At 45.9% G+C, this 14,917-nt stretch carries 16 protein-coding genes and 1 tRNA gene; 10 read left to right on the top strand and 7 right to left on the bottom strand.

Translation table 11 applies throughout. The annotated features are described in order from the left end of the window. Nucleotides 1-69: 69 nt before the first annotated feature. The 3 genes from P397_RS0114440 to nagE all read left to right on the top strand — a co-directional run bounded on the left by P397_RS0114440 (nucleotide 70) and on the right by nagE (nucleotide 3,237). Nucleotides 70-1,272 carry an ornithine--oxo-acid transaminase gene (locus P397_RS0114440; protein ID WP_026833919.1) on the top strand — a complete coding sequence of 401 codons (1,203 nt, stop codon included), beginning with the start codon at nucleotides 70-72 and terminating at the stop codon, nucleotides 1,270-1,272. A 100-nt stretch (nucleotides 1,273-1,372) separates the two neighbouring features. Further along, nucleotides 1,373-1,570 carry a CsbD family protein gene (locus P397_RS0114435; protein ID WP_028106955.1) on the top strand — a complete coding sequence of 66 codons (198 nt, stop codon included), beginning with the start codon at nucleotides 1,373-1,375 and terminating at the stop codon, nucleotides 1,568-1,570. 158 nt (nucleotides 1,571-1,728) lie between these two features. Beyond that, nucleotides 1,729-3,237 (top strand): N-acetylglucosamine-specific PTS transporter subunit IIBC, encoded by a 1,509-nt coding sequence (gene nagE, locus P397_RS0114430; RefSeq protein ID WP_028106954.1) that lies wholly within the window; start codon nucleotides 1,729-1,731, stop codon nucleotides 3,235-3,237. A gap of 28 nt (nucleotides 3,238-3,265) precedes the next feature. Here the strand turns inward: nagE and P397_RS0114425 are convergent, their stop codons facing one another. The 3 genes from P397_RS0114425 to P397_RS0114415 all read right to left on the bottom strand — a co-directional run bounded on the left by P397_RS0114425 (nucleotide 3,266) and on the right by P397_RS0114415 (nucleotide 5,776). Continuing rightward, nucleotides 3,266-4,171, bottom strand: coding sequence for an EamA family transporter (locus P397_RS0114425; protein WP_028106953.1), 906 nt, complete (start codon nucleotides 4,169-4,171; stop codon nucleotides 3,266-3,268). 93 nt (nucleotides 4,172-4,264) lie between these two features. Then, entirely contained in the window at nucleotides 4,265-4,915 is a 651-nt protein-coding gene (locus tag P397_RS0114420) for a YkyA family protein (RefSeq protein WP_235184004.1), read from the bottom strand. A gap of 12 nt (nucleotides 4,916-4,927) precedes the next feature. After that, nucleotides 4,928-5,776, bottom strand: coding sequence for a polysaccharide deacetylase family protein (locus tag P397_RS0114415; protein ID WP_064506617.1), 849 nt, complete (start codon nucleotides 5,774-5,776; stop codon nucleotides 4,928-4,930). A gap of 310 nt (nucleotides 5,777-6,086) precedes the next feature. Between P397_RS0114415 and P397_RS0114410 the strand changes: the two genes are divergently transcribed. Continuing rightward, nucleotides 6,087-7,094 carry a serine hydrolase domain-containing protein gene (locus tag P397_RS0114410; RefSeq protein WP_028106950.1) on the top strand — a complete coding sequence of 336 codons (1,008 nt, stop codon included), beginning with the start codon at nucleotides 6,087-6,089 and terminating at the stop codon, nucleotides 7,092-7,094. Nucleotides 7,095-7,163: 69 nt separating this feature from the next. Here P397_RS0114410 and yhfH read toward each other — a convergent pair whose 3' ends face one another. Beyond that, nucleotides 7,164-7,310, bottom strand: a complete 147-nt coding sequence (gene yhfH / locus P397_RS17430) for a protein YhfH (RefSeq protein WP_251135546.1) — start codon at nucleotides 7,308-7,310, stop codon at nucleotides 7,164-7,166. Between the two features lie 193 nt (nucleotides 7,311-7,503). Between yhfH and P397_RS0114400 the strand changes: the two genes are divergently transcribed. Both P397_RS0114400 and P397_RS0114395 read left to right on the top strand, forming a co-directional pair. Continuing rightward, nucleotides 7,504-8,130: a nitroreductase family protein gene (locus P397_RS0114400; protein ID WP_028106949.1), complete on the top strand. Its 627-nt coding sequence runs from the start codon at nucleotides 7,504-7,506 to the stop codon at nucleotides 8,128-8,130. Between the two features lie 161 nt (nucleotides 8,131-8,291). Further along, nucleotides 8,292-8,364 (top strand) — tRNA-Val (locus P397_RS0114395). 40 nt (nucleotides 8,365-8,404) lie between these two features. Here P397_RS0114395 and P397_RS0114390 read toward each other — a convergent pair. Continuing rightward, nucleotides 8,405-8,974 (bottom strand): YdhK family protein, encoded by a 570-nt coding sequence (locus tag P397_RS0114390; protein WP_028106948.1) that lies wholly within the window; start codon nucleotides 8,972-8,974, stop codon nucleotides 8,405-8,407. Between the two features lie 160 nt (nucleotides 8,975-9,134). Between P397_RS0114390 and P397_RS0114385 the strand changes: the two genes are divergently transcribed. Genes P397_RS0114385 through P397_RS0114375 form a run of 3 tightly spaced genes read left to right on the top strand, consistent with a single transcriptional unit; the run spans nucleotide 9,135 to nucleotide 11,761 of the window. Beyond that, entirely contained in the window at nucleotides 9,135-10,496 is a 1,362-nt protein-coding gene (locus P397_RS0114385; RefSeq protein WP_028106947.1) for a sensor histidine kinase, read from the top strand. A gap of 4 nt (nucleotides 10,497-10,500) precedes the next feature. Further along, nucleotides 10,501-11,181 (top strand): response regulator transcription factor, encoded by a 681-nt coding sequence (locus P397_RS0114380; protein WP_028106946.1) that lies wholly within the window; start codon nucleotides 10,501-10,503, stop codon nucleotides 11,179-11,181. A 13-nt stretch (nucleotides 11,182-11,194) separates the two neighbouring features. Then, a complete protein-coding gene (locus P397_RS0114375) occupies nucleotides 11,195-11,761 on the top strand; it encodes a histidine phosphatase family protein (protein WP_028106945.1) in 567 nt (188 codons plus the stop codon). A 48-nt stretch (nucleotides 11,762-11,809) separates the two neighbouring features. Here P397_RS0114375 and P397_RS0114370 read toward each other — a convergent pair whose 3' ends face one another. Together P397_RS0114370 and P397_RS0114365 are read right to left on the bottom strand one after the other, a co-directional pair. Next, complete coding sequence (locus P397_RS0114370; RefSeq protein WP_028106944.1) at nucleotides 11,810-13,297, bottom strand: phytoene desaturase family protein; 1,488 nt, start codon at nucleotides 13,295-13,297, stop codon at nucleotides 11,810-11,812. A 22-nt stretch (nucleotides 13,298-13,319) separates the two neighbouring features. Next, nucleotides 13,320-13,865, bottom strand: a complete 546-nt coding sequence (locus P397_RS0114365; RefSeq protein ID WP_026833906.1) for a methyltransferase family protein — start codon at nucleotides 13,863-13,865, stop codon at nucleotides 13,320-13,322. Between the two features lie 234 nt (nucleotides 13,866-14,099). Here P397_RS0114365 and P397_RS0114360 point away from each other — a divergent pair, with 234 nt between their 5' ends. Continuing rightward, the gene (locus P397_RS0114360) at nucleotides 14,100-14,912 is read left to right on the top strand and encodes a D-alanyl-D-alanine carboxypeptidase family protein (RefSeq protein WP_026833905.1); all 813 of its coding nucleotides are present in this window, start codon (nucleotides 14,100-14,102) and stop codon (nucleotides 14,910-14,912) included. Nucleotides 14,913-14,917: the final 5 nt, after the last annotated feature.

Raw genomic sequence — 14,917 nt, 5'->3', positions numbered from 1 at the left:
TGAAGATTATTCGTGATAATCTGTTATAATCATTTTGAAAGCGTTTTCTAAGTGAAGGGGGATTTATTTATGAACCAAACAGAAAAAATCATCACACAAACAGAGAAGTTCGGAGCACACAACTATCATCCACTTCCAATCGTCATTTCGGAAGCGGAAGGAGTCTTTGTCAAAGATCCGGAAGGGCGACAGTATATGGATATGCTCAGTGCTTATTCAGCGGTCAACCAAGGACACCGTCATCCAAAAATCATCGATGCCTTAAAACGTCAAGCGGATAAAATTACGCTGACATCACGTGCGTTCCATAACGATCAGCTAGGGTTTTTCTATGAAAAAGTGGCACAATTGACTGGCAAAGACATGGTGTTACCGATGAATACAGGGGCAGAGGCTGTCGAAACGGCAGTCAAGGCGTCGCGCCGCTGGGCATATGAAGTCAAACAAATTCCGGGTGATGCAGAAATCATCGTCTGTGAGGGGAATTTCCACGGACGGACGATGACAGCGGTCTCGATGTCGACAGAAGCGGAGTATCAACGTGGTTTCGGTCCACTTCTACCGGGCATCAAAACGATCCCATACGGTGATCTCGAAGCTTTAAAAGGGGCAATCACAGAAAATACAGCTGCTTTCATCGTCGAACCGATCCAAGGTGAAGCAGGAATTCTGATTCCGTATGAAGGATTCCTAAAAGACGCACAAGACGTCTGTAAGGAACACAATGTATTGCTGGTCTCAGATGAAATTCAATCCGGACTCGGTCGTTCAGGAAAATGGTTCGCATCCGACTGGGATGAAGTCACACCTGATATGTATATCTTAGGTAAGGCACTTGGTGGTGGTGTGTTCCCGATTTCTTGTGTTGCTGCGAATCGCGATATCCTGAATGTGTTTAATCCGGGATCACACGGTTCAACCTTTGGCGGTAATCCGTTGGCTTGTGCGGTATCCGTCGCTTCGCTGGAAGTATTGGAAGAAGAGAAATTACCGGAACGTTCATTGGAACTGGGAACGTATTTCATGAACCGTCTTAAAGAAATCGATAATCCGTTAATCAAGGATGTTCGGGGACGTGGTTTGTTTATCGGTGTCGAGTTGACGGAAGCGGCGCGTCCGTATTGTGAAGCGTTAAAAGAAAAAGGATTGCTGTGTAAAGAAACACACGATACAGTCATCCGATTTGCACCACCACTCGTCATTACAAAAGAAGAGTTGGATTGGGCATTTGAACGAATTGAACAAGTGCTTGGCGTATCGGTTGCTCAGTAAAAACAAACTCTCTGCAGAAACTGCGGAGAGTTTTTTAGGTTTGATTCTGTCTGACGTGGGAACATACTATTATGCGGTTAAAAAATAGGGGGTAATGAATATGTCAAACAATAGCGGATTAAACAAAAAAGTTGATGGTCTAGTTGATAAAGTTGCCGGTAAAGCGAAAGAAGCGCTTGGAAAAGCAACGGGAGACAAATCAACAGAACGCGAAGGAAAAAAAGATCAATTTAAAGGCGACGCGAAAAAAACAGTCGGGAACGTTCAACAAAATCTTGACGATACAAACCGTCGTTAATTGATACGTACAAGGTCCCTTACACAAGGGATTTTTTTTTATTTTAAAAATTTGTATAAAGGTCTAGTCATTTAGATGTGTATGTGGAATAATAATAAGTGTTAAAGCGTTTTCATCGTCATGTCATTATTTGTTTTTATTTAGAAAGGGTGAAGTATATGTTGCAGTTTTTACAACGAATCGGTAAAGCGTTAATGCTACCGATCGCCGTTCTACCGGCCGCAGGAATTGTCCTTCGACTTGGTTCAGCGGATATGTTGGACATTCCGCTGATGGTGGCAGCCGGCGGAGCAATCTTTGATAACCTTCCGCTGATTTTTGCGATTGGTGTAGCGATCGGTTTATCGATTGACGCAAGCGGGGCAGCCGGTTTAGCCGGAGCCGTCGGTTACTTGGTTTTAAAGACCGGTGTCGACTCCATGAACAAAGATTATTCAAATGCCCAGATTCAGGCAAAGTATGATGCGATTGCCGCCATTGTCAATGACTCCTCGACCAAAGTCGACGGAGCCACCTTGACGTCCATTGCGAATCAGGCGACGTTAGGTTCGATGGTCAACATGGCCGTCTTCGGCGGAATCATTGCCGGTATCGTCGCCGGACTGTTATACAACCGGTTCTATAATATCAAATTACCGGATTGGTTGGCTTTCTTTGGTGGACGTCGTTTCGTTCCGATCGTCACATCAGCAGCGATGTTGGTCTTGGCGTTTATCTTCGGTTACTTATGGCCGTTCATTGAAGACGGTATTAACAATGCAGGAGAGTGGATGGTCAGCCTCGGAGCAGGTGGAGCCGCACTGTTTGGTTTCTTCAACCGTCTGTTGATTCCTGTTGGTCTGCACCATGTCTTAAATAATATTTTCTGGTTTGTTTTTGGTTCCTATGAAAAAGCCGACGGAACAATTGCGAACGGGGATATTGCCCGCTTCTTCGCAGGCGATCCGACAGCTGGAATCTATCAAGCCGGCTTTTTCCCGATCATGATGTTTGCCTTGCCGGCAGCGGCAGCAGCCATGGTCATGGCTGCCCGCAAAGAGAACCGGAAAGCAGTCGCAGGGGCAATGATTGGTTTGGGATTAACGTCGTTCTTAACGGGAATCACAGAGCCGATCGAGTTTTCATTCATGTTCTTGTCACCTGTGCTGTATGTCATCCATGCGGTCTTGACAGGGGTTTCGATGGCGGTCGTCAACCTGCTCGGTATTCTGCACGGCTTCTCCTTCTCGGCAGGTTTCATCGACTATGTCTTAAACTTTGGAATCGCAACGAAACCGTTATTGTTACTTCTGGTCGGTCTCGCGTTCGCGGTCATCTACTACTTCCTGTTCTACTTCATGATCACGAAGTTTGATCTGAAGACACCAGGTCGTGAAGATGAGACGCTCGTCACAGACGCCGGACTTGTAGCAGACGTTTCGGATGATAAGTACGAGCAACAAGCAGCCCGGATTTTTGCAGGGCTACAAGGAACGGAGAACGTGACGGCGATTGATAACTGTGCGACACGTCTTCGTCTGCAAGTAAAAGATGCCAGTATCATCGACGAAGCGGCAATCAAAGCAGCGGGTGCGAAAGGTGTCATGAAGATGGGGGCGAAAAATGTCCAGATCATCATTGGTACGGATGTTGAATTCGTCGCAGATGCCATGAAACGACAAAAATGATCATAAAAAAACGGCCTTTCCTGACGAATCAGGAAAGGTCGTTTTGGCGTTGAGTGGACGTGGTTGTTTGTTTGAGGCTGCTGACATAGATCGGATAAAAGATCCCGATCAGGATGATGACGATCCCGATCCATTGTGAAGCCGCGAGGTGTTCCCCTAAAATCAGGACTGAACAGATGACCGCGGTCGGCAGTTCCGCTGCGCCAAGCAACGAAACGCTTGCCGGACTGAGGTGAGGTGCTCCGGCAGCAAACAGCAGTGGCGGCAAAATTAAAGCAAAGAGGCCGAGTGGGAGAGCGTACCAAATCAATCCCTGTTCAAAGTTCGCTGTCGTCAAGAACGTTGTCGGTGGATACATGATCATCACAAACGCTAAGCCGCCCGTCATCATGTAAAAGCTCTTTTTGATGACCGGGACGTGATTCGCGACACGACCGCTTGCGAGCAGGAAGATCGAGAAACTGACAGCCGCGCCGAGTCCGAACAGCGTTCCCCGAAGATCCAGGGCACTGGAATATGCCGCACTGGCTAAGATGGCCCCGCCAATCAACAATAGGGCGGATAGGAAATGCGGACGTGACGGAAGACGTCTTGTCAGAAGTGAATCAATGACGACTCCAATCCATGTGAATTGGAACAGCAGGATAATGGCGACGGAAGCGGAAACGGTTTGCAGACTTTGATAATACAGATATCCGGTCGTTCCGCTGGAAATCCCGATTGCCATCAAGGTAAGTGCAGTAGCGGGAGACAAACGTAAATTTTTGGTCAGTAAGGCTAAGATGAAAATCATCAGCCAGCCGAAAAAGAACTGACTGCCGGAAACAGCGGCAGAGTCAAAACCGGCGCTGTAAGCCAGCTTGACAATGGTCGATAAGACGCCGTAACTGATGGCGCCGATTAGGACAAAAAGTGTTGCTTTTGAACGGTTCATACAGATTCCTCCATGTTTTAGAACGCACAAAAAAGGTTGCAACGGGGCCTTGTCCAGGTTTTTTGGACAGGGTTTGGTTGCAACCTGTGTGAGTTATTTAATGTTGAGTCCAGCCTTGTCATAAAAGGTCGGCTTTAATTCGTTGTAACGGACTGTCAATTGGTTAAACGTCTTTAAAGCGTCTGTCGCTTGACGAGAAGTCCGGTTTAAATCGGCTGTTGCTTCATCAATCTTAACGAAATTTGGTTTTTCGGTCAAGTAGGAAAGCACTTTCTTTTCAGAGGCGATCGCCGCTTCGTAACGCTTCAAAAAGGTATTAAAGGCTTTTTTTCGCTGATCAAAAATATCCAGTAACGCCGTCCCCTCTTTTTTGGCAGCAGCCGGTAAGGTCGCTATTTCATCCGCCAATTCCTGTCGATCGAACTCTTCGAACGCACGGCTCCGAACTTTTTGTTCTTGTTTTAATAAATCAACCCGTTCTTGATTCAAAGCAGACAATTCATCACGTTCATTTTGAGCACGTTTGATGTCGTCGGCTCCGGCCTCTAACACTGCCTGATACGTATTAACAGAAACTTCATCTTGTCGTGTTCGTTGCTCCGCGATCGGTACTGCTTTTTGTTCGAGCTGAGCTTGTTCTTCCAACCGGTCGTAGATCGAGGAAGCCGGATCAGTCGAGCAGGCACTGAGTAGAAGGATGCTGAGACCGGTCAAACCACTAGCTAAAAACGTCCGTTTTTTCATTATCGTAGCTCCTTACAGATTTGGGTATTTCGCAAAATTATAGGGAATATGGAAGTCTTCATCATAAATCGAGAATTGATAACCTTTTTTCTTGAGACCTGCAAGGATTGCCGGTAATGCGCGCAACGTTTGCGGTTGTTCGTGTAACAGGATGATTTCGACGGGATCCTCCGCCCGGTCAATGACTGTTTTAGCAACTTCCTTGGCGCTGTCCTTGTAGTACCAATCCATCGAATCGATTGACCAATCCCAGGCCCGAAGATTTGATTGTTCCATTTCTTTCGCAATTGATTTCGTGATACCGGGAGACGAACCGTACGGCGGACGTGTCAGAAGTGGGACATGACCCGTCAGTTGCTTGATTTGTTTTTGAACACGCAGCATTTCGGGAACATATTGCTTCTTTTTATACAACGTATCGTAGTCATGCGTTTCACTGTGTAATCCGATGTAGTGACCGTCGTTTGACATCGTACGCACCACATCCGGTTGCTGATCGATGTTTGGACCGATCAAAAAGAACGTTGCTTTGGCGTTTTGTTCCTTTAAAGACTGTAAAATATCTGACGTCAAAACTGTCGGACCATCTTCAAAAGTCAGGTAAGCCACTTTTTTAGTAATGCCGTTCCATTTTTCGACACGTGCTTTGTCGAGATTTGCAACCGGGACCTCACTTAATGATTGCACGGACTTTGAGGCAGTTTGCTGTTGGTTTGAACCGAGGTATTGATAAATGACATAACCGCCGATCGGAAGCAACAGAAGGGCTAGAAAAATAAAAAGCTTCGCAAGATATTTTCGTTTTTGTTTACGTTGTCTTGGACCAAGTCCGATTGGATTACCTGAGTTGTATGAGTCCATCGCTGTCTGAGCTCCTTTGCGGAAAATCTTATGAGTTAACTGTAACATTTTGTCTATTTCATTTGTAACAAAAATATTACAAAAAGATGACTGAGTGGGCTGTTTTTCGAAAAAACTCATTTTAAATAGAAGAAGGGTGTTTTTCTGTATAAAAACAGGAATGGTACAAAGCCCTTAACGTGAAGTGTCGCATCACAAATCAGACGAATTGGTGTCTTTATTTTACAGGTAAGCAATATCAAGACATGTAGAGGAAGTACGACGAGGAGAGCGAATACTTGATTAAGAATCGGAAAGGAGCGTTGTTCATTTGCAAGCGTCATACCGTCAGCTCATTTCGTATGTAAGTGAGATCAAGGAGCAGAATCACAGCAGTGCCGCTGCGTTGCTTGTCATGCAGCATGACAACATCATTCTGGAGCATTATGAAGGGTTTCATTCCAATGAGGACTCGAACCCGATTCATATAAATTCCATGTTCAATATCGCTTCCGCCCGTAAAAGTTACCTGGCATTCGCCATCGGTTTCGCCTTATATGAAAAGAAAATCCATAGTCTGGACGATTTGATCTCACACTATTTGAATACGTATGATACGGGGGTCGTTCAAGGTACGACCATTCGCCATCTGGTCACGCATTCGCATGGATTGAATGAACGAGCTGACGGATCGATCTACAGGGAGTTCGCTGCTGGTGAAGGGTGGGCCTATCGTGGAATCAATGTCAAAATCATGACCCAACTTTTTAAGCATCTGTATGGGTATGATTTCCCTCGACTGTTAGAAGAGCGGATTTTTGTTCCGTTAGGGTTTAAGTACACCAAGTGGTCGACGGAGATATCGGCCACTTTAGTTAAAGTCATCGATGATCCCAAACAAGCGGCAGATTTTCAGCTTTATCCTTTTGCTGACGGAATGGGTTCAAATCTGCATACCACCGCAAGAGAATTGGCAATATGGGGAAACCTGCACCTGAATATGGGACGACATCAAGGGATTCAAGTAGTCCCGGAAGAAGTCATTCGACTTTGTACATCCATTCAAAATCTGCAATATGATGATGCACAACTTCCCGACAATGGATTGTTTTGGTATGTACAAGACGAAGCAAAGGACAGAAGTGAAATCGGAGAACAAGTGCCAAAGGGGTCCTATCAAATTCTTGGAAACACAGGTCCACTTCTACTCGTCGTACCAGAACAACAACTTGTTGTGGTGAGGATGTACAACAGACGGTATAACTACGGCGGCAGCCACTATCTTCATTATCTGCGTGAGTTCAGCAATCTGGCATCGGAGACCTTTACAATCCATTGATCATCAAACATAGAAAAAAGAAGAGTGGACGCATCGTGCGTCCGCTCTTCTTTTTCGTGCTGTTGCCTCTTAATGTTCCGTTACTGCACACTCATCGCACTCTGTTTTATACGATTCACACTGTTCGTCCATTTCTTTTCCGCAATGTGAACAGGTTTTGACGGGAAGTTGGCGGTAAAATTCTGGAGACGTCTCTTGATACAGGGGTTGTTCCATGATTATATTCCTCCTCTTAGTCCTCGTTGTGTCAGTGGGTAGCACTTGAATAATTTTATTGTACTAGTACAGAATGTTAATGTCAATTATTGTTTTATAACAGAAGGCGGTTAAATAAGTCTTGTCATATGACAGCTGGCACAGAGGATGATACGATAACAAAGTAAACAGATGTATTTTAAGGGGGATTATCATGAATCAAACATTAACCGAAACACTATCGCTTTTGACAGAACGCCGATCAGTTCGTCATTACGATGAAACCTTTACGCTTTCGCAAACGGAAGTCGAGGAACTGATTGAATTGACGACAGCTGCACCAAGTGCCTGGAACTTGCAACACTGGCATTTCTTAGCATTCCATTCAGAAGAAGCGAAACAACAACTGGCTCCGATTGCTTATAATCAACCGGCCGTCAGTTCCTCTTCAGTCGTCATTGCAGTACTCGGGGATCTGCAGGCAAACCGGAACTACAATCCCGTATACGGACCGGCAGTCGAGGCGGGCGGAATGACAGAAGATCTGTTTGATTCCATTAAAGGACAAGTCGAGGGAGCTTATCAAAGCGAAGCCTATGCCCGAGATGCAGCGATGTCGAATGCGAGCCTGGCTGCGATGCAACTCATGTTGGTTGCGGAAGCGAAGGGATTATCGACGCTCGCAATGGGTGGCTTCAACCATCAAGCCTTTACGGATACGTTCATCACGGATGAGCGTTATGTGCCCGTCATGTTGATTGCTGTTGGTAAAGCAGTTGAAAATGCGAAAAAACGTCCGGCACTCCGATTACCGGTTGATCAAGTAACAACGATCTTATAACAGGAGACGGGACTGAAAAAAGCCTGTATTTTTGGATGCATGGTGTGCTTCAGTCCCGTTTCTCGTTCTTTTTCATATTTTTTTAGAAAAGTACTTGCCAGATTGTTAGTTTCTTGCTATATTAATACATGTCCTAGCAAGTACATAACGTACTGCATCATGATTCTGTAGCTCAGCTGGGAGAGCGCTACCTTGACAGGGTAGAGGTCGCTGGTTCGAGCCCAGTCAGAATCATACCAAAAAGCCCGTTCATCCTTTGATGAGCGGGCTTTTTTTAATTATCTGCCTGAAGTTCATCCTCTGTGACCCATTTATGATTTTTGACGGTTTTTCCACCGGTCGTCGGCTTAAAATCAACCATATAGACCGTCGTCTGTTCCGCACTGTCGATTGTAGCTTCAGCACCGTCCATTCCTTTCATGTGATCAGCGGCAAGTGTCACGTCGTCTCCCTTACTTAAAGCCGAAGCAGGGACGGGGTTGAGTTCTTCCTGGATGACCCATTTATGGTTGGTGACTTTTTTTCCGCCGGTCGTTGGCGTATAACTGACCGCATAGACCGTTGTGTCGAAGGCTTCGACGACCGTGCCTTTCGCACCATCCATCCCTTGCATATGATCAGAAGCAAAAATGACTTTACTGTTATCCTCGAACTTCGGATTTTCAGCTTGTTTGATTCCTTCTGGAACCTTTCCGTCACTTGAATGCATCATTCCATCATGTGAGCTGCTTTTATCGGCGTCATGCATGTCGTGCGAACCGGAGGAATCAGAGTCGGTTCCACAAGCACCGAGACCTAAAACGGCAGTGAGAGCCAGTGTTGTAACAAACATTTGTTTCTTCATGAATGTACCTCCCGTATGAATCTGATTACATTACGACTATACCCGTTGCGTGTGCAAAAACCGTGCAGAAAGCGTGACGATTTGTGTTTCCTGTGTCCTGACATACATTTTCGATTCAAAAATCCTTATACTTAGCAGAAGGAAGTTAAGGAGGGGGAGTATGCGGCATATTTCTCATTACATCGGTCTGCTGTTTTTCACAGCGCTCTTTCTGATAGGGAGTATTCTTTTTAGTACGTTGTATTTAAATCTTGTGAATCAACGTACCGATGAAGTGTTGTCCGGATTATTGAATCGCGGAAATACGCATCGAGACGTTTTGGAAAAGTCATTTGATCAAGAAACGATTGATCATGTCAGTTTAATGGAATCTGCTTCTGAATTTACTGTCGTCGTGACCGATCAAAAGGGAAAAATCCTGAAATCTTCCAATCGTTTAACGGAAGAAATGAAAACAGAATTGACGCATACTGAATTTCAAGATCAACGAAAGGATTTAGTGCTACAGACGCCAATGGAGCATGGAAACTTTTTGATGACGGATAGTCCGATCACCATTGCGGGCAGTCATCGCGGGCATGTTTTTATGTTTGCTCCTGAAAGATTGATTCAACAAGTCGTCAAACCGTTGCAGCAACAGTTCATTCAGGTGGGAATCATCGCGGTCCTTCTATCACTGGTCACGGTAGCGCTCTGTACACGTTTAATCTCGAAACCGCTGATTAACATGGAACGGGCGACCGCAAAGTTGAGGGACGGAAACCTGGAAGTGGATTTACCGATTGAGCGTTCAGATGAACTGGGTGCATTGGCACGATCCATTACCCAACTGGCAAAAGATCTCGACTACGTAAACCGTGAACGCACAGAATTTTTAGCACACATCTCGCATGAATTGCGAACGCCACTGACGTATGTCAAAGGGTACGCTGATATCTTGAGTCGTCCCGATTTGCCCGACTCTGACAAAACGATGTATCTTTCCATTATCAAGGAAGAAAGTAATCACCTCAGCCAACTGATCGAACACTTGATGTTACTTGCTCGTCTGGACGAAAATCAATTTTCGGTCGATCGTTTGCCGCTTGCACTTGACGAGGTGATTTTATCGATTGCCGACAAAATGCGACCGGCGATTGAAGAAAAGGGACTGCGTTTTGTGGTGTCAGGTCATCCTGTAACTGTAATGGGAGATCAAGTCCGGCTTGGTCAAGTCCTGTTAAATTTGCTCGATAATGCCCGGAAGTATACAGAGGTCGGTAAAATTGAGGTCAGCTATGGAAAAAATGAGACCGGAGCATATTTTACAGTAAAAGATACGGGGATAGGGATTTCCGAAGAGGCATTGCCGCATGTGAAAAAACGCTTGTACCGGAGTGAACCATCACGCTCCAGAAGCCGCGGCGGATCGGGTCTCGGGTTAACGATTGCGACGGCAATCGTTCAAGCGCATGATGCGACACTCGACATAAAAAGCGAATGGCATGCCGGGACATGCGTCACAGTTCAATGGAGGGCGTGAAAAAATGGCACGAATATTAATCGTAGATGATGAACCACGGATGCTTCAATTGATGAAGTTATATCTGGCACCTTATGGGCATACCTGTCATTTGGTCGATTCAGCCCAAAAAGCGTTAGAACTGGTTCGAACCGTACCGATCGACTTGGCCTTATTGGATGTCATGATGCCTGAAATGGATGGGTGGATATTATGCCAAAAAATCCGACAGGTTGCTGATTTTCCGATCATCATGGTGACGGCACGTAATCAAAAAGAGGACATTTTACGAGGGCATGAAGTAGGGGCAGATGACTATGTCGCGAAACCGATCCATGAAGGAGAACTACTGGCACGGATCGAACTATTGATTGGTCGAGTCAAACAGGAACAAGAGACATTTCATGGACTGTCTTATGATGCTGCTGCGTACCGTTGTGAATTCAACCAACAAAAAATCCTCCTGACCAAAACGGAATTTCAACTGTTAGGGAAATTGCTCGCCTCGAAGAATCGTATTTTATCGAGGGAGCAGCTCGTCCTCTCACTGTGGGGAGATGACGAGTCCATCGAACCACGAACCATCGATTCACACATCCGCCATCTGCGCGAAAAATTACGCCGTGCCGGGTTTCCAATTGATGTTCATTTAGAGACGGTCCGGGGAGTGGGGTATCGATTGCTCGAAACAACAAATGAGAGTTGAGAAGGGAGACACCATGACAACCATTTATTTAGTAAGACATGCCCATTCGACCTATTCGCCGGACGAAATAGCACGACCACTATCCGAGCGGGGCACGGCTGACGCCAAACAACTGATTTCACTTTTTCGAGAGGTTCAACCGGATTACATTTATGCGAGTCCCTACCGGCGGGCAATTGAAACCGTTCAACCGGTAGCGGAACATTATGGACTGCCGATCGAGGAGGCGGAAGCATTTCAAGAACGATTACTGGCTCCCGGTCAACTGGATGATTTTCAGCAAGCTGTCGAATACGTCTGGAATCACCCGGACAAAAATCCATACGGCGGAGAATCAAACGACATTGCGCAGTACCGTGTTGTTGCAGGTACGCAGCAGTTAATCAGGAAACACACAAATGAGACAGTTGTCGTCGGGACGCACGGGAATATCATGGTGTTGTTGATGCAGCATTTTGATCCGGCATACGATTACTCCTTTTGGTCGCGTTTAGCGATGCCAGCCGTTTATCGTTTAGTATTTGACGGCGAGAGATGCCTTCAAATCGAAGAAGTATCACTGGCTTCATCATCCAAATAAAACAGGAGATCATCCCCCTTAAGGGACGATCTCCTGTTTTATTGGTTATCACGCTTTGACGGGATTTTCATGTTTCTGGATTAAATCAGCCGTGAGCTGACCAGACAATGTGACCATCGGTACGCCTCCGCCCGGATGCGTTGATCCGCCGACAAAATAGAGCCCTTCATACAGATCACTCTTCGATGGGATTTTAAATCCACCATTCTTTTTCCGGTCAGCAGCCACTCCATAGATGGAGCCGCCGTTTGGACCGTACAGCGATTGTAAATCTTCCGGTGTGAAACGGTATTCGAACTCAATCGCTTCCCGTAAATCCGTTACCCCCATGCGTTCCAATTTATCGAGGACAACTTCGCGATAAGCATCCCAATCGGTTTTTCCACCTTGTTTTGTCAGTGGCGGAACGTGTGTCAGGACAAACAAGTTATCCTTGCCTTCAGGCGCCTGCGAAGCATCGGATTTAGACGAAACACCGACATAAATCGTTGGATCTTCCGGTGGTACACCTTCCTTGAACATTTGCGCGAATTCACGCTCCGGATCGTCGGAGAAGAAGAAGTTATGATGTTTTAAGTCCTTGTATTCGCGATTGACACCAAGGAGGAGGACAAGACCCGAGACAGATGGAACAAACGATTGATTGAGTTTTTTAGCCTGTTTTGGTCCTTTTTTGTCAGCAACGAGACGCTCATACGTCGGAATGACCTCGAGATTCGACACGACGACATCAGCCGGATAGAAAGTACCGTCTTTTGCTTCCACGCCAATCGCGCGTTTTCCTTCCGTGACGACCCGCTCAACCGGTGTGTTGACGTGAACCGTCACACGAAGCTCATCGAGGACGGTTTTCATCGCGCGGGCGATATTGTACATACCACCTTTGACATAGTAGATGCCGAGCCCCATCTGAACATAAATCATTTGATTGAAGACAGCAGGTGCTTCGTACGGATTGGATCCGACGTACATGACCATATAGTTGAACAACTGTTCGAGATACTTGTTATTGAGATGTTTTTTTGTACCGCTTGCAACGGTATTAAGCGGATCCATCTTCAGTAATTCTGACATCGTATGGTATTTTTTTAAGTCTTTTAAATCTTCGAGACTATATTTATAGAAGCTGTCTAAGCAGAGATCATACATTTTTTTCGAATAGCTGAACAGTTCGACGAAGTCAGCTTGATCAGAGACTTTTTTAAACTCTTCGAGCATCCCCGGCAAATCGCCTTTGACATCGAGCTGTGTCCCGTCTTCGAAAAATGTCCGCCATTGCGGTTCGATTCGTTCAATTTCTAAGTAATCGTCCAGGCGACGATGCACACTCGTAAAGAGTTGTTCGAGCACCCAAGGCATTGTCAAGATGGATGGACCGGTATCAAAGGTGAACCCTTGACCACTCCGTTGGTTCAACTTCCCGCCAACATTTCCGTTTTGCTCAAGCATCGTGACGTTGTATCCGTCTCCTGCGAGGCGAATTGCGGCGGACATACCTGCTAAACCTGCTCCAATGACTACAGCTTGTTTTTTCAAAAAAATCACATCTCCTTATGTCTTAGTAAATGAACGGAATTAATCGTTTTCTTTTACGTGCCCATGCAGTATAAGCCGGTCCGAAGCCTTCGGTTAACAGCCGTTCTTCGATTCGAATGCGGTGTAATAAAGCAAAAAACATCAGCACTGTCGCGAATAACGTCAATATCAAGTGTCCGAAGTACAGGGGAAAGCCGGCCGTGATGAAAAGTAAACCGGTGTAAAGCGGGTGACGCAAGGCACGATAAGGACCTGTACTGACGAGTTGATCTCCCGGATTGACTGCAACGTGACGGGTAAATTGATGTTTCAAATGATAAATCCCCCAATAACGCAACAGAACCCCAATACTTAAGAAGGTGAGTCCGATTTGTTGTAATAGGACGGATGGTTCTGATCTGCTGAACAAAATGGACAACAGAATCGTAACGACTAAAGTAGCCAAAATGGAATAAAAACTTCGTCGTTCTTCAAGTGGAGACGGTTCTTTCTGCCGGTTTCGAAAAAGAAACAGTTCGAGTAACCAAAATACGGAGACGGCGATGAATACCCCATCTAAAATGGTCATGAAGATTCGCCCCCTTGACTGATGCCAATCATTATTCAAAGAAAACGCATACAACCGATATTTACCCGAACCAGACGAGATTCAATCATCGAGAACGCATTCATTTGAATAAAACAGGGAATTAATTCATTTTGATTACACCATGAACAAAAAATGGTGACGTCTTGAAATGAATGTTATTCTAAAATCAAAGATTCATTACCCTGTTCTTGAAAAAAGGAGTTTATACGAACCATGAAAAAGATGAAACAAACGATGCTCGTTTTATTAGCGGTCGTCACGTCAACGGTCAGCTTTTCTCTCGCGGCAGAAGCTTCGAGTTACCGTCAAGCGAAAACACCCCTTAACCTTCGGGCCGGTGCATCGACGGAAAAAGCAGTCGTCACGATCATTCCGACGGGCGTCTATGTAAACGAGATCAGCCGACTTGGAACGTGGTCGAAAGTGCGATATGGAACGAAGACGGGTTATGCCAGCTCAAAATATTTGCTGACCGATCAACAAATCGGCGGATTACGCATCGGCAAGACGTTGATCGTCAATCCGAATTACCCACTCCGTTCGTCGTATGCTCCCGGTGAGAGTACGGTGGCGCGAGCTGCCTTTGAAAAGATGAAGCTCGCTGCCAAAAAAGAAAAAATCACCTTGGTTGCATTCAGTACATACCGTTCGTATGCCTATCAAAAAGCTCTGTTTGACAAGTATGTGGCACGGGACGGTTTTGAAAAAGCAAGTACGTACAGTGCACAACCCGGGAGAAGTGAGCATCAGACAGGACTTGGTTTCGATATCGGCGGAGCAGACTCTTCCAAATATGCGAAGTTCAGCTTCTCGAGTACAAAAGAGGCAAAGTGGCTGGCTGCGAATGCCCACCGTTACGGGTTCCATCTCCGCTATCCGCTCGGTAAAGAATCATGGACCGGCTATACGTATGAAAGCTGGCATTTTCGTTATGTCGGGGCGACGCTTGCTGCCCAGTTGAAGGTGAGCGGCTTGACGATGGAAGAATACTACAAGTTGGAACCGGGGAAACCGATGACGCCGTAACAGGT

It is taken from the genome of Exiguobacterium undae DSM 14481 (genome assembly GCF_000620805.1).
Taxonomy (GTDB): domain Bacteria; phylum Bacillota; class Bacilli; order Exiguobacteriales; family Exiguobacteriaceae; genus Exiguobacterium_A; species Exiguobacterium_A undae.
Note: the sequence above shows the minus strand (reverse complement) of the source record. Positions and strands in the feature narration are given on the sequence as shown.

Coding starts and splice junctions, on each gene's coding strand:
- P397_RS0114385 (WP_028106947.1), top strand. CDS start 9,135: ATGCGGCATATTTCTCATTACATCGGTCTGCTGTTTTTCACAGCGCTC.
- P397_RS0114440 (WP_026833919.1), top strand. CDS start 70: ATGAACCAAACAGAAAAAATCATCACACAAACAGAGAAGTTCGGAGCA.
- P397_RS0114435 (WP_028106955.1), top strand. CDS start 1,373: ATGTCAAACAATAGCGGATTAAACAAAAAAGTTGATGGTCTAGTTGAT.
- P397_RS0114380 (WP_028106946.1), top strand. CDS start 10,501: ATGGCACGAATATTAATCGTAGATGATGAACCACGGATGCTTCAATTG.
- nagE (WP_028106954.1), top strand. CDS start 1,729: ATGTTGCAGTTTTTACAACGAATCGGTAAAGCGTTAATGCTACCGATC.
- P397_RS0114390 (WP_028106948.1), bottom strand. CDS start 8,974: ATGAAGAAACAAATGTTTGTTACAACACTGGCTCTCACTGCCGTTTTA.
- yhfH (WP_251135546.1), bottom strand. CDS start 7,310: ATGGAACAACCCCTGTATCAAGAGACGTCTCCAGAATTTTACCGCCAA.
- P397_RS0114420 (WP_235184004.1), bottom strand. CDS start 4,915: ATGAAAAAACGGACGTTTTTAGCTAGTGGTTTGACCGGTCTCAGCATC.
- P397_RS0114425 (WP_028106953.1), bottom strand. CDS start 4,171: ATGAACCGTTCAAAAGCAACACTTTTTGTCCTAATCGGCGCCATCAGT.
- P397_RS0114360 (WP_026833905.1), top strand. CDS start 14,100: ATGAAAAAGATGAAACAAACGATGCTCGTTTTATTAGCGGTCGTCACG.
- P397_RS0114400 (WP_028106949.1), top strand. CDS start 7,504: ATGAATCAAACATTAACCGAAACACTATCGCTTTTGACAGAACGCCGA.
- P397_RS0114415 (WP_064506617.1), bottom strand. CDS start 5,776: ATGGACTCATACAACTCAGGTAATCCAATCGGACTTGGTCCAAGACAA.
- P397_RS0114365 (WP_026833906.1), bottom strand. CDS start 13,865: ATGACCATTTTAGATGGGGTATTCATCGCCGTCTCCGTATTTTGGTTA.
- P397_RS0114375 (WP_028106945.1), top strand. CDS start 11,195: ATGACAACCATTTATTTAGTAAGACATGCCCATTCGACCTATTCGCCG.